13 protein-coding genes are annotated in these 14316 nt (G+C 60.0%); all 13 read left to right on the top strand.

The features are described from left to right. Positions 1-16: 16 nt before the first annotated feature. The 13 genes from DWZ15_RS05920 (at position 17) to DWZ15_RS05860 (ending at position 14306) form a co-directional block, all read left to right on the top strand. A complete protein-coding gene (locus tag DWZ15_RS05920; protein WP_117746564.1) occupies positions 17-907 on the top strand; it encodes a YitT family protein in 891 nt (296 codons plus the stop codon). Positions 908-1114: 207 nt separating this feature from the next. After that, positions 1115-1945, top strand: coding sequence for a transketolase (locus tag DWZ15_RS05915; protein WP_117634793.1), 831 nt, complete (start codon positions 1115-1117; stop codon positions 1943-1945). Position 1946: 1 nt separating this feature from the next. Continuing rightward, entirely contained in the window at positions 1947-2888 is a 942-nt protein-coding gene (locus DWZ15_RS05910; RefSeq protein ID WP_118449946.1) for a transketolase family protein, read from the top strand. A 450-nt stretch (positions 2889-3338) separates the two neighbouring features. After that, entirely contained in the window at positions 3339-4559 is a 1221-nt protein-coding gene (gene ftsE / locus DWZ15_RS05905) for a cell division ATP-binding protein FtsE (protein WP_118449944.1), read from the top strand. Then, entirely contained in the window at positions 4546-5466 is a 921-nt protein-coding gene (gene ftsX / locus DWZ15_RS05900; protein WP_117778507.1) for a permease-like cell division protein FtsX, read from the top strand. The genes ftsE and ftsX overlap by 14 nt, the downstream gene beginning before the upstream one ends. 135 nt (positions 5467-5601) lie before the next feature. Continuing rightward, complete coding sequence (locus tag DWZ15_RS05895) at positions 5602-7737, top strand: ribonuclease R family protein (RefSeq protein ID WP_118449942.1); 2136 nt, start codon at positions 5602-5604, stop codon at positions 7735-7737. A gap of 177 nt (positions 7738-7914) precedes the next feature. Continuing rightward, complete coding sequence (locus DWZ15_RS05890) at positions 7915-8520, top strand: recombinase family protein (protein WP_118259192.1); 606 nt, start codon at positions 7915-7917, stop codon at positions 8518-8520. 104 nt (positions 8521-8624) lie between these two features. Then, positions 8625-9206 carry a VanZ family protein gene (locus DWZ15_RS05885; protein WP_158572509.1) on the top strand — a complete coding sequence of 194 codons (582 nt, stop codon included), beginning with the start codon at positions 8625-8627 and terminating at the stop codon, positions 9204-9206. A gap of 204 nt (positions 9207-9410) precedes the next feature. Beyond that, a complete protein-coding gene (locus DWZ15_RS05880) occupies positions 9411-10262 on the top strand; it encodes a MurR/RpiR family transcriptional regulator (protein WP_117655743.1) in 852 nt (283 codons plus the stop codon). A 10-nt stretch (positions 10263-10272) separates the two neighbouring features. Beyond that, positions 10273-11196: an N-acetylmuramic acid 6-phosphate etherase gene (murQ, locus tag DWZ15_RS05875; RefSeq protein WP_118449938.1), complete on the top strand. Its 924-nt coding sequence runs from the start codon at positions 10273-10275 to the stop codon at positions 11194-11196. Between the two features lie 57 nt (positions 11197-11253). After that, a complete protein-coding gene (locus DWZ15_RS05870; RefSeq protein ID WP_117778503.1) occupies positions 11254-12684 on the top strand; it encodes a PTS transporter subunit EIIC in 1431 nt (476 codons plus the stop codon). A gap of 117 nt (positions 12685-12801) precedes the next feature. Further along, complete coding sequence (locus tag DWZ15_RS05865; RefSeq protein WP_118449936.1) at positions 12802-13854, top strand: MupG family TIM beta-alpha barrel fold protein; 1053 nt, start codon at positions 12802-12804, stop codon at positions 13852-13854. A 92-nt stretch (positions 13855-13946) separates the two neighbouring features. Further along, positions 13947-14306 carry an arsenate reductase family protein gene (locus tag DWZ15_RS05860; RefSeq protein WP_117583016.1) on the top strand — a complete coding sequence of 120 codons (360 nt, stop codon included), beginning with the start codon at positions 13947-13949 and terminating at the stop codon, positions 14304-14306. Positions 14307-14316 lie beyond the last annotated feature (10 nt).

The raw sequence follows: 14316 nt of genomic DNA, 5'->3' as shown, positions 1-14316 counted from the left end.
TTTTGAGGGAGGTAGCATGGCATATCGTCTGGACATCAAGCGCATTCTATCGATGAACTTCTTTCACGACCTGCCCCAGATTATGTTGGGGTGCGCTCTGGCCGCTATTGCGACCGACCTGTTTTTGATTCCCAACGGCCTTGCTGCCGGTGGCGTTACGGGCCTTGCCACCATTATCCAGGCGGTCGGCGCATCGCGCGGCATATCGCTTCCCGTTGGTATTCAGACGATCGTGATGAACGCCTTGCTGTTACTGGTCGTTATGCGCGAGGGCGGCATGTTCTACGTGGTGCAGACCGCGACGGGCTTTGTGCTGCTGGGCTTCTTTACCGATCTGTTCGCCCCGTTTGTAGCACCTCTGGCGGATGCGGACCTGATGCTCCCTGCCATGTGGGGCGGCATTATTACAGGCATCGGTTACGGCATGGTGCTGCGCGCCGGCGCCAACACCGGCGGCTCGGACACGATTGGCCAAATCATCTCGCGTAATACCTCGCTGCCCGTGGGTTCGACCGTCATGGCGATCGATGTTGCCGTATGCGCGCTGTCGGCTCCGGTCTTTTCAATCGAAAATGCACTATATGCAGGCCTTTCGATGGTCATTAGCGGCTACGTGATCGATGCCGTGGTCGATGGTGGCAACAAACGCCGTATGGTACTCATCATCTCGGACAAGTTCCCTGATATCGCTGCCGATATCATGTATGGCCTGGGTCGTGGTTGTACCAAGTTTAAGGCGACTGGCATGTATTCGGGTGCCGAGAAGCCGGTGATCATGGTCATCGTGAACCGTCGAGAGCTCAATACCCTCAAGACGATCGTGCGCGAGCGCGATCCTCACGCCATTGTGACGGTCGCCGACGTTACGGAAGCTTTCGGCGAGGGATTCAAGGACATTAGCGCGTAGGGCCGACCGCGTCCCATCCAAAAGACGTTCACATTGATAAACCGTTTCATCAGCGGTTCTGCCTGCTAAATTGTTCAAATAATGATAAAAACTCTGGTAAAGCCATCAGTTTCCAGCATAATGAATGACGTACGTGCATTGCGGCTGTGTTGGGATTACCTTCGGTGCCGTGCGCATTTTGTCTAATGAGGATGAAAGGAAGGCACAATGAGCGACGAAGAGCTCAAAAAGGTTGCCAACGAGGTAAGGAAGGGCATCGTCACCGGCGTGCACGCTGCCAAGTCCGGCCATCCGGGCGGTTCGCTCGGCGCTGCCGACATCATGACCTATCTGTACTTTGAGGAAATGAACGTCGACCCGGCCCATCCCCGCAAGGCCGATCGCGATCGCTTTGTGCTTTCCAAGGGCCACTGTGCACCTGGTCTGTACGCTGTGCTCGCCGAGCGTGGGTTCTTCCCCAAGGAGGATCTTGAGACGCTGCGCCACATCGGCAGCCACCTGCAGGGTCATCCCAACATGAACGACACTCCGGGCGTTGACATGTCCACCGGTTCGCTCGGCCAGGGCATCTCCGCCGCCGTGGGCATGGCCGTTGCCGCCAAGCACTGGGGCGATACTTATCGCACGTACGCCCTGCTGGGCGACGGCGAGAGCGAGGAGGGCCAGGTCTGGGAGGCCGCCATGTTTGCCGGCAACCAGCAGCTCGACAACCTCTGTGTGATCGTCGACCACAACGGCCTGCAGATCGACGGTCCCGTCGAGGAGGTCAACGACCCCATGCCGCTCGCCGACAAGTTCCGCGCCTTTAAGTTCCACGTGGTGGAGCTTGCCGACGGCAACGATTTCGATCAGATCCGCGCCGCCTTTGCCGAGGCTCGCGCTACCAAGGGCCAGCCGACCGCCATTATCGCCGAGACCCTGAAAGGCAAGGGCGTGTCCTTTATGGAGAACCAGGTTGGTTGGCACGGCAAGGCCCCCAATGATGAACAGTTTGAGCAGGCCATGGCAGAGCTCACGGCCGCCGGAGAGGAGCTCTAGGATGGCAGACGTCAAGAAAATCGCCACGCGTGTAAGCTACGGCGAGGCCCTCGTCGAGCTCGCCAACGAGCACGATGACTTTGTGGTCCTCGACGCCGACCTGGCCGCCGCCACGCAGACCGGTAAGTTTAAGGCCGTCTGCCCCGACCGTTTCTTCGATGTGGGTATCGCCGAGAGCAACCTGATGGGTGTTGCCGCCGGTATCGCAACCACCGGTCGCGTTGCCTTCGCGAGCACCTTTGCCATGTTCGCCGCCGGCCGCGCCTTTGAGCAGGTCCGTAACTCCATCGGCTACCCGCACCTCAACGTTAAGATCGGTGCCACGCACGCCGGTATCTCGGTGGGCGAGGACGGTGCCACACACCAGTGCTGCGAGGATATCGCCCTGATGCGCGTTATCCCCGGCATGACTGTGATCGTTCCTGCCGACGACGTCGAGGCCCGCGCCGTGACGCGCGCCGCCTATGAGTGCGACGGTCCGGTGTACATGCGCTTCGCCCGTTTGGCCTCGCCGGTTATCAACGACCCCGAGACCTACAAGTTCGAGTTGGGTAAGGGCATTGTCATGCGCGAGGGCGCCGACGTCACCATCATCGCCTGCGGCCTGATGGTCGGCGAGGCTCTCGAGGCCGCCGGACAGCTCGCTGCCGAGGGCATCGACGCCGAGGTCATCAACATGCACACCATCAAGCCCATCGACGCCGACCTGATCGTCAAGAGCGCCACCAAGACCGGCCACGTCGTGACCGTCGAGGAGCACTCTGTGATCGGTGGCCTGGGCAGCGCCGTTGCCGACGTCCTGTGCGAGCAGTGCCCGACACCGCTCAAGAAGATCGGCGTCAACGACACCTTCGGTGAGTCTGGCCCGGGTGCCGAGCTCCTGCACAAGTACGGCCTGGACGCCGCCAACATCGTGGCGACCACCAAGGAGTTCTTGGCATAAGGCAAGACGAGGCAAAACATCGCTTCGACAACCGCAAACAAGCCAGAACAGGGGCGTCCTCAAAGAGGGCGCCCCTGTTTATGCTGAATTTAAATTAGAGTCCTGCCAAGCAAAGTTCCCATGGGGAAACGGGCCCATCCCAACAAAGTGCAATTCAGACCCTTCCAACTTTGTATGCGCAGCATCTCAAGTTGGTGCGTCGGCCCCATAGTAGCCGCAGGCCGGGCGCAGGGTTACCTCCCAAATCTTTCCGCAGCGCAGGCCGGCGTTTGTCCGCAGCTCCGCAGGAGCAGGACAAATGCCGGCCATGCGCGAGGACGATTTGGGAGGTAACCCTGCGCCCGGCCGGTGAGACCCAAACCCCGCCATGCTTCTTATGTGCAGCAAAGCTAATGCTGCTAAAATACAAAGCGCTCATGTAGTTTAAACGCACGACGATAAGGAGCACCAGTGGGTAACCACTTCCGTACCTCCGGTGCGGGCGATGATGCCCCCAAGACGCAGACAGGCGTCCAGGGCAGCCGTTTCGCCACTCCGGATTCAGAGGGCCAGCCTGTTGCTCAGGCCCCCGCTCAGCCGGCAGATCAGGCACAGCCGGCATCCGATCCCTTTGCCTACAATCCCACCAGCGATGTCGCGCTTTCCGGCACGGCGGGTTTTGAGCCCGTTCAGGCCGTGACCGCTCGCGTGGAGCAGCCTCAGGCTGGCGCCGCCACGCCGCAGCCTACCATGGCCGGCATTCCCGACCCCATGGCCCCTGCGACGCCGGTTCCTCAGCCTGCGCAGTCTGGCCTCTTTGCCGCTATTCCCGATCCCACGCAGCCTGCTGCCCCGGTGGTCGAGAGCGATCAGGCAGCCGAGGTCGCAAGCCTCGATAGCGCGCTCAACAACCCCGATTTTACGTCGGTGTTTGCGCCCATCGATCCGCAGGCCAGCCGCAAGAAGATGGCCAAGCAGGCCGGTGTCGAGCCCGTCATCCTTATGGAGCATGTCACCAAGATCTATCCGGCACAGCCCAACAAGCCTGCACTCGACGACATCAACATCGAGATCTATCCGGGCGAGTTCGTCTTCCTGGTCGGTCATTCCGGCTCGGGTAAGACCACGCTGCTGTCGACGCTCAACCGCGACGTCAAGCCGACGAGCGGCCGCATTTTGGTTGCCGGTCAGGACCTCATGAAGATCAAGAACCGCAAGGTTCCGTTCCTGCGCCGCCAGATTGGCGCCGTGTTCCAGGACTTTAAGCTTCTGCCGCAAAAGACCGCCTACGAAAACGTGGCGTTTGCCCTGCAGTGCATCGGCAAGCCCAGGGGCGTCATTCGCAGCCAGGTGCCCGAGGTGCTGCGTCTGGTCGGTCTGGCCGATCAGATGGACTCGCTGCCCGACCAGCTTTCCGGTGGCGAGCAGCAGCGCGTTGCCGTCGCCCGCGCTATGGTCAACCGTCCGCCGCTGCTGATCTGCGACGAGCCCACGGGTAACCTCGACCCGGCGATCTCGCTGGGCATCATGAAGCTGCTCGAGCGCATTAACCGCACCGGCACCACCGTGATCGTCGCCACGCACGACCGCGAGATGGTCGATAGCATGCACCGTCGCGTGATCGCCCTCGAGGGCGGCCACGTTATCCGCGACCAGGAGAGGGGAGGCTACGGCAACTATGGCACCAACTAACGTGGGCTACTCCTTCAAAGAGGCAATCAGCCACTTCTTCCGTAACTGGACTACCTCGCTCGGCGCCGTCATCACGATCTTCCTTTCGCTGTTTATCATCGGCCTGTTCATCATGGGCTCCGCGATGCTGAACTCCGTGATCGGCACCGTCGAGGATCAGGTTGTCATCAACGCGTTCATTAGCGATGACGCCGATCAGGCCGATGTTCAGGCTTTTGAGGCCGAGCTTAAGACGTGGAATAACGTCAAGTCCGTGACCTATAAGGACAAGGACGACGCGCTGGCCGAGTATACGAGCAAGATGTCGGGCAACGCCGACGCCACCATGAGCGCGCTCGATGGCCAGAACCCGCTGCCGGCTTCGTTTGCAATTGAGATGGACGATCCGTCCAAGGTCGAGAGCACGGCAGAGAAGCTCAAGAAGAACGCCGACTTCCAGAAGATCGCGGATGACGGCGACGTCAACGCGAGCGTGCTGTACGGCCAGGAGGAAGTGAGCCGCCTGTTCCAGGTGACCAACTACATCCGCATCGCCGCCGTGGTGCTCGTTGGCCTTCTGACCTTTATCGCATTCATCTTCATCAACAACACGATTCGCCTGTCCATCACGGCGCGTCGTCGTGAGATTGCGATTATGCGTCTGGTCGGCGCCAGCAACGGCTTCATTCGCGGCCCGTTTATCACCGAGGGCGTACTGCAGGCCATTTTGGGCTCGCTGCTTTCCATCGGCGTTCTGGAGCTGCTGCGCAATCTGATGATTCCGCGTTTGCAGGAGAGCATCGGCTGGATGTCGTTTGCCCTGCCGATGCAGTACTACCTGGTGACCTATGCTGCGCTGATTCTGGTCGGTGTGATTATCGGTCTCTTTGGTTCTGCCATAGCCATGCGCCGCTACCTGCGCGTGTAGGCATGCCTGGAATTCATCCCTTCCAACGGGTCGTCTCTTATGGGGCGGCCCGTTTTTTGATCCCAAGGGAACGGCAGGAAAGCGAATCATTTGGGTAGACTCTTTGGAGTTCGTCATCGATAGCAAGGAGGCGCCATGGGGCGCAATAACAAGCATAAGCGCGGTGCCCGCAATAAGCGTGGGCCGGTGCGCAGCGAACGCCGTCCGAGCCTGACCGGGCGCGTGCAGCTCCATGAGCATGGCGCCTATGTCATAACCGAGAGCGGCGACTACAAGGTTATGGGCCGCGGTAAGCGCGAGATCATGGATGGCGATACCGTTGCCGTGAGCATTAAGAACAGCCCGCACGGTGAGCGGCGCGCCGTGATCGAAGGCGTGGTTGAGCGCGCAGCCATAAGCGTGGTGGGTACGTACCAGACCGCTGGTCCGCTCGGTGTGATCGAGCCGCTCGATTCGCGCCTGAAGGCCGACTTCTTCATTCTGCCCGAGGATACCTCGGCGGATCGTCTGGGCGTCCACCCGGGTGATGCCGTTGTCGCGCGCATTTTGACCTACCCGACGCGCCTGGAATCGGGCACCGTGACGATCGAACGCCGCTTTGGCGGAGATGACGCGCCCGATTTGGGCGTTCAATACGTGATGGCGCGTTACGGCTATACCGATAGCTATCCCGAGGCCGCGCTGGACGAGGCCGAGGGGCTTTCGCTCGATGTGTCCGCGGCGCTTAAGGACCCGCTCCGCCGCGATCTGCGCGACCGCTTTGTCATCACGATCGACCCGGTCGACGCGCGCGACTTTGACGATGCCATTTCGCTTGAGCGCACGCCCGAGGGTGGCTACAAGCTGGGTGTGCATATCGCTGACGTTTCTCACTATGTGGCTTGGGACGGGCATATCGATCTTGAGGCTCGCCATCGTACGACATCGGTGTATCTGGCCGATCGCGTGCTTCCCATGCTGCCCGAACGCCTGTCCTGTGACCTGTGTTCGCTTCGCCCTGACGAGGACCGTCTTGCGTTTACCGTTGACATTGAACTCGATGCGCAGGGTCGCGTGCGGCATTACGATCCGTACCCCAGCGTGATTCGCTCGCGTGTGCGTATGGACTATGACAGCGCCGAGGCGCTGCTGGTGCGTGCCGGCGCGGTGGAGTATGGGGTGCTGGAGGGTGCGGCCGAGGATGTTGCGGCTGCTGAGGCCTCGCGCGAGGAGGCGCTTGAGCGCGGTCTTGCGTGCGAGGAAACTGCTCGCGGCTATAACGTCGACCTCGGCGATTTCCTTGTCGCCGCCAACGAACTCGCCGAACTTCGCCGTCGTATTCGTCGTGCCCGCGGCTCAGTCGATTTTGACACGGCCGAGATTCGCGCTCTATTGGATGAGGATGGAGTACCCGTGCAGATTGTGGCGCGCGAGCGTTCGTGTGCCACGTCGCTTATCGAGGAAGCCATGCTACTCGCCAACGAGTGCGTTGCAGAGTGGCTGGCAGACCGTGATATCGAGGCCTGCTATCGCGTGCATGAGGATCCGAGCCCCGATAGCCTGCACGGTGCCGCCGTTGCGCTGGCGCAGCTGGGCATCATCGACGATCGCCGTGCTGCCGGTATCGCCCTGGGGAGTCCCGATGAGCTACAGGCTGCAGTTGATGCTGCCGCCGGTACGGCCAGCGCACCGCTCGTCAACACGCTGCTTCTGCGCAGCATGCAGCGCGCACTGTACAAGCCGCGCAACGAGGGCCACTTTGCGCTCGCCGCGCCGTGCTACTGTCACTTTACGAGTCCCATCCGTCGCTACCCCGATCTGGTGGTGCACCGCGTGCTCAAACTGCAGTTGGCCTATGAGCAGCTCGGCGGCAAGGACGCCCTGGTCCGTACGCCGCGGCTGATCGGCAAGGGGCGCGAGTCGCTGCCGCGCATTCTGCCGCAGATCTGCCGCGCATGCAGCGATGCCGAGCGCGCGGCAGATGCCGCTAGCCATGCGACGCAAAAGATCAAGATTGCCCAGTACTATGAGGATCGCCTGGGCGAGCGCTATGCCGGAACCGTCTCGTGGGTTAGCAGCATGGGCCTCTTTGTGCGCTTGGACCTGACGCAGGTCGAAGGCTTGGTTTCGATCAAGAGCCTGGGCAACGAGTGGTTCGAGTTCGACGAGGATGCGCTTACGCTGACGGGCGCCGACACGGGGACTCGCTATGAACTGGGCCAGCGCGTGATTATCGAGGTCTCGCGCGTCAATACCACGCGTGGGCACTTGGACTTTAAGCTTATCCATTAGCCAAATCTCGACTCACGGCGGGAGAGCGGAGGGCGGTCTTTCGGGGCCGCCCTCCGCATTTGGATCATGGCTACCTTGTCGTCTGCTCGGCCGCCCGCTTACCTGCTATTCGAGAGGTAAAACCTACCAAAATAAACCTGTCCCTTTTTGGCAGGTTTACAAGAAAGCGGGGATGAGATGGCGACGGTGTATGGTTATGCGCGGGTGAGTTCGCGCGATCAGAATCTTAATCGGCAGCTGGATGCGCTGGGCGCCTATGGCGTGGGCTCGGCGAATATTTATGCCGACCATGCGAGCGGCAAGGACTTCGATCGCCCGAGGTATCGCGAGCTGCTGCACGTCCTGGGAGACGGGGACGTGCTGGTGGTGCTTTCTATCGACCGACTTGGCCGTAATTACTCTGAGATTCTTGAGGAATGGCGACGCATTACCAAGGAGCTCGGGGTTGCCATTGTGGTGTTGGACATGCCATTGCTTGACACGCGCGTCAGGGCCAGCGGCGCGCCGGATGTGACCAACACCCTGATTGCCGATATTGTGCTGCAACTGCTGAGTTACGTGGCGCAGATGGAGCGCGAGAATATCCATCGCCGCCAAGCGGAGGGAATTGCAGCGGCGCGGGCGCGAGGGGTCCGTTTCGGTCGACCTCGCAAGCCGTGCCCTCCTCAGTTTGAGCTGGTGCGCGATAGCTATGAGGCGGGCGATATTACCCGCAGCCAGGCAGCAAAGTGCCTGGGCGTGTGCGTGGGGACGTTCGATCGCTGGATGCGCGAGGCGGGGTAGGGGTTTGCGTCGCTTTGTCGCTTCCTGTTGCGATTCAAATTTTGATACGGTGACGATGTCATTTGGGGCTACACTCGCTGATATTCAAAAAAGGAGGTAGGCCCTTGGCGCGCGTAAAACAAATAATCGGATGGACCGCGATCATTCTGTTCGCTGCAACGCTGGCGGGCATCTGGGTGCTGACGGAGCAAAATGCGGTGGAGACGTCGTTGCTGAGCGAGTCCACCGCGCGCGTGGTGGAGGGTCAGGCTACGGGCGTTCAGGCTGCCGATGCCACGGGTGAAGCTCAGACCGAGAACGGGATGATCGGGGGCATCGATTCGGCTGCCTCGAATGTCCGGTCTGGCCGACTTGCTTCCATTCGCATGTGGGTGGGCACGAACGTCCGTCGCGTTGCCCATACCGTAGAGTTTTTCTTCGTCGGATTGTTCGCCTCGGTGGCCGTGGTTTGCTTTTCCAGGCGTCCGTGGAGCGTATGCTCCCGTTGCGTGCCCGTGTTGCTCTTTTGCGCCGTCTGCTCCGTTGGCGATCAGGTACATAAGATCTTTGTTCCCGGCAGGCATTTCGACGTTATCGATTTAGGATTCGATGCTGCGGGCTATGTTACCGCGATGCTGTTGGTATTGCTGGCAGCGGTGTTGGTGCGCCATGCGACTCGGCCGATCGGCGCCCATGCGAGGCGCTAGCCGGTAACAAGCCCGTTTTTGATAATGCGACCTTGTTGAATTATTTTGTGTCGCGCGTATTTCCGAGCGGTCGGATTTGAGGGGCGAGCGGTAGAACGCTCGCCCTTTGTGCGCCACGATGCGGCACAATGTACCGTAAAAGCTGTTTATATCCGGTACGAATCGTTCGTTGGTCTTTAATTCTTCTCAACGGAGGTGTTTGAGATGGCAAACGGATTGCTTTTGCGGCTTCGCGAGCGTGAGCTCAGCGCGAGCCCGGCGGAACGCAATGTCATCGCATATGTAAGCGCTCATCCGCACGAGGTGGTCGGGCTGTCCGTCCGCGGTCTTGCCGATGCCACGTTCTCCTCGCCTTCGAGCATTTTGCGCTTTTGCAAGCGTTTGGGTTTTGCGGGCTACAAGGAGTTCCAGCGCGAACTGATTGCCGAGCTGGCGCTCTTAGGTGACAAGAAAGACGTAGCCCTCGAGGACATCTCCATGGATGACAGCGTCGAACGTATCGTGGGGAAGGTGATGAAAAGCAACGTGCGCACGATCGAAGCGACGGCGCGAACGCTCGATTACACCGTCTTGGAGCGATGTGCGGCCTATCTTAAGCGGGCACGCGCGGTCAATCTGTTCGGTATCGGTGCCTCTCGTTTGGTCGCGCACGATCTGGCGCAAAAGCTCATGCGTGTCGACAAGGAGTGCCATCTGTACGACGACTGGCATGATCAGCTCTTGTGTGCCAAGAACATGCATGAGGGCGATATGGCAATCGCCTTTAGCTACTCGGGCTTGACGCAAGAGGTGCTGGACTGCACCGCCGAGGCTCAACGTCACAACTGTCCCGTTGTGGCCGTTACCAAAGTAGATGGATCATCCAAGCTTGCCACCGTGGCCGATGCCGTGCTCGGCGTCGCTGCGAGTGAACCCTTGGTCCGCAGCGGTGCCATGGCTTCGCGTATGGCCCAGCTTATGGTTGTCGATGCCCTGTACGCTGCTTACGTTGCCAGCGACTACGAACGGGCGACGCATGTCATTAAGCAAAACTACATCGAGAAACAGGAAAGATGAGGTGAATGAAATGCTCGATTTAACAAAATTCACGACCGAACAGCGTAATCAAAGTTCAATGGACCTCGATACGATGACATCGCTGCAAATCGTCACGACGATGAATGATGAGGATCTTCGTGCCGTCCAGTCGGTCACGAAGGTGTTGCCCCAGGTTGCCACAGCAATCGACTGGGCTGCTGAGGCACTCGAGCGCGGCGGGCGCGTCTTTTACATGGGTGCAGGCACCAGCGGTCGTCTGGGTGTACTCGACGCTTCGGAGTGTCCGCCCACGTTTGGCGTGTCACCCGATCTGATTGTCGGGCTCATTGCCGGAGGCGAGACGGCGTTTATCAAGGCTGTCGAAGGTGCCGAAGACAGCGAGGAGCTTGGCGCGAGCGACCTGCGGGGGCGTGGACTCTCGGACAAGGATCTTGTCGTTGGCCTGGCGGCAAGCGGTCGTACTCCCTATGTGGTGGGCGGCCTTGTGTACGCCAAGGCAACTGGGTGCAAGACCATTGCAATTGCCTGCAACCAAGGGTCGAAGATCGGGAAGAGCGCAGATCTTGCCATTGAACCCGTGCCCGGTCCCGAGGTACTGACCGGCTCAACGAGGCTCAAGGCGGGAACGGTTCAAAAGCTCATTCTCAACATGATTTCGACCGGTGCCATGGTCAAGATCGGCAAGGTATACCAAAACCTGATGGTCGATGTGCAGCAGACGAACGAGAAGTTGGTGGTGCGCGGCCAGAACATCGTGATGGAGGCGACCGGCTGCACGCGCGAGTGCGCTATTCAGGCGCTTGCAGATGCCGGCGGCCACGTAAAAACCGCTATTGTCTCGGTACTGCTGGACTGCGATGCCGAGCAGGCTGCGGTAGCTCTTGAGCGAGCGCGAGGCCATGTCCGTGCTGCGGTGAGTGGCCATGAGAAGAGCGATGCCGATGCCCAATAGGTGCGCGGCGTGAGCTGATATGACATCCAGACGAGATACCCAATACAAGGAGGAGTTATGACGAACAAAGAGCTGGCTCAAAAGCTGCTGGACCTTTTGGGCGGTAAAGACAACGTGCTGGCAAACGCGGCGTGCATGACGCGCCTGCGCGTGACCGTCAAAGACACGGGCAGCGTCGACGCGGAGGGCATTAAGGCACTCGACGGCGTGATGGGCCTGGTCGAGGACGACACGATGCAGATCGTGCTGGGTCCGGGCAAGGTGAATAAGGTGCTCGAGGAGTTCTCCAAGCTCACCGGCCTTGCGAAAGGCGTTGCCGACGAGAGCGTGGTTGACGCTGCGGCCACAAACAAGGCCGCGCAGAAGGCAAAGTACGAGTCCAAGCCGGTTCAGGCCTTCCTCAAGAAGATTTCCAATGTCTTCGTTGCCCTGCTTCCCGGCATCATTGCGGCTGGCCTCATCAACGGTATCTGCAACGTCATTAACGTCTCGACGGCAGGCGCGCTTGCAGGCGAGTGGTGGTACCAGGGCATTCGTTCCATGGGCTGGGCCCTGTTTGCCTATCTGCCCATCTTGGTGGGCTATAACGCGGCACGTGAGTTTGGCGGCTCCGCTGCGCTGGGCGGCATCGCCGGCATGATGTGTATCGCTAACAGTGCCATGCCCCTGCTTGCGCCTGGCGCGGCCGATCCTGCCACTGCCATTCTGCTGCCGCTCACCAATGCGCAGTACAACCCCGCAGCGGGCGGCATGATTGCGGCTCTTATCGCTGGCGCATTTTTTGCCTGGATGGAGCGTCAGATTCGCAAGGTTATGCCCAACGCACTCGATACATTCTTGTCCCCGCTGCTGGTGCTCATCATCGGCGCCTTTGCTCTGATGCTCGTCATCCAGCCGGTTGGCGCATGGCTGACGACTGCCATCTTTAGCGTTTTGACCTTTATCTTCGAGAAGCTGGGCGTCCTGGGCGGCTATATCCTGTCGGCAGGCTTCTTGCCGCTGGTTTCCGTCGGCCTGCATCAGGCGCTCACGCCGATCCACGCTATGCTCAACGATCCCGACGGCGCTACCAAGGGCATCAATTACCTGCTCCCCATCCTTATGATGGCTGGCGGCGGCCAGGTCGGTGCCGGTTTGGCACTGTACTTTAAGACCAAGAACGCCAAGCTCAAGAAGTACGTCGCAGAGTCCATTCCCGTTGGAATCCTCGGTGTGGGCGAGCCTCTGATGTATGCCGTTACGCTGCCGCTCGTTCGTCCGTTTGTAACGGCCTGCCTGGGTGCCGGATTTGGCGGCGCGCTCGCGGCGCTGCTTCACATCGGCACGGTTTCTCAGGGCGTTTCCGGTCTGTTTGGCCTGCTGATCGTCGTTCCTGGTCAGCAGCTCGGCTACGTTGCCGCTATGCTGCTTGCCTATGCCGCCGGCTTTGTCCTGACGTGGTTCTTTGGCGTCGACGAGCAGAAGATCAACGAGTTCTTTGGCGAGTAGTTTGATATCGCGAGCCGTGTTGCTCAGGGCTCGCGGCGCGCGGCAGATTTCTTGATGCTATGGTTGTGCCGGCGGGGCTAACTGCTCCGCCGGCCTTTTTTAAAGGAGTGTTGAAGCGTGAAAACGGGTATTTCGATTTATCCTTCCAACCCTCTGCAGGATATTGAGCGGACGATTGAACACGGTGCCGCGGCGGGTGCGCGCTATGCGTTCACCTCGCTGCATATTCCCGAGGATGGGGGAGCGGCGTATACCGATAAGGTCCGTCATGTGCTGTCGCTGCTTTCCGCCCGCGGCATTGCGCTCATTGCCGATGTGGGGCCGCGCACGTGCGATTTGCTCGGGCTTGAGCGCATCGAGGACCTGCGCGATCTGGGGTTGGAATACCTTCGTTTGGACTATGGCTTTAGCGCCCGGCGGGTCGCGGAGCTGTCCGGTGTATTTCGCATTGTGGTCAATGCATCGACGGTGAGTTCTGATGAAATCGCATCGTGGCGTGAGGCCGGTGCCGATGTGACTCGTTTTGCCGCCTGCCACAATTTTTACCCCAAGCCTTATACCGGTTTAGCTCTGGAGGACATTGCTCGGGTGAATCTTCGTCTTGCGGCGCTTGGATTCGAAATCATGGCTTTTGTGCCGGGCGATGCCAACGTTCGCGGGCCGGTATTCGAGGGACTGCCGACGGTCGAGACGCAGCGCGGTCGCGCGTCAAAGGTTGCCCTCAATATGCTTGAGCTTGCACATGGCGCCGATTGCGACATTGTGTTGGTCGGCGACCCCGATCTTTCCGATGCGGGCTGGGCGCAGTTTGCTCAAGTTTCCGCCGGATACGTGGACCTGCAATGCGAGCTTGAGCCCGGTTATGCCTATGTGCGCGGGCAGATTCATCACGACCGGCCCGACTCGAGTGTCCTCATCTTTAGGTCTCAGGAGTCACGTACGACGCATAAGCCGGATTCCGTGCCGACGGATGCCGGAGCCGGCCTGCCGCGAAAGGCGGGGTCGATCGCTGTGAGCAATAGCGGATATGGGCGCTACGAAGGCGAGCTTGAGATTGCGCGGGTCGATCTTCCCGGTGACGAGCGCATGAACGTTGCGGGCCATATCACGCCCGAGGCAATGGAGCTGCTGCCGTTCATCAAACGCGGATTCGGGGTACGGTTCGTTTAGCGTGTGACCCGTGGGCTACAATTGGCCCATCATACGAAGGCGCCTCGTGTGGCGTGTGCCCGCGTTGGCCGATCTATATTCGGAGGATTCCCATGACCGTACTGTTTGTTGAATATCCCAAGTGCTCGACCTGTAAGAAGGCCAAGGCATGGCTGGACGAACACGGGGTAGAGTATATCGACCGCGATATCGTTTTGGACAATCCCACGGCTGATGAGCTTGCGACCTGGATTGCTCGTTCGGGACTGCCGGTGCGGCGCTTCTTTAATTCGTCGGGCATGAAATATCGAGAGCTGGGCCTGAAGGCGCGTCTAGATGCGGGCATGACGGATCGGGAGTGCTACGAGCTGCTGGCGACCGACGGCATGCTGGTCAAGCGTCCGCTGTTGGTGGGCGACGACTTTGCGATTCCCGGCTTTAGGGAAGCAGCTTGGACCGAGGCGCTGCTGTAGCGGCTGCGGA

Source organism: Collinsella sp. AF29-7AC, from assembly GCF_003475665.1.
Classification (GTDB): Bacteria; Actinomycetota; Coriobacteriia; order Coriobacteriales; family Coriobacteriaceae; genus Collinsella.
Note: the sequence above shows the minus strand (reverse complement) of the source record. Positions and strands in the feature narration are given on the sequence as shown.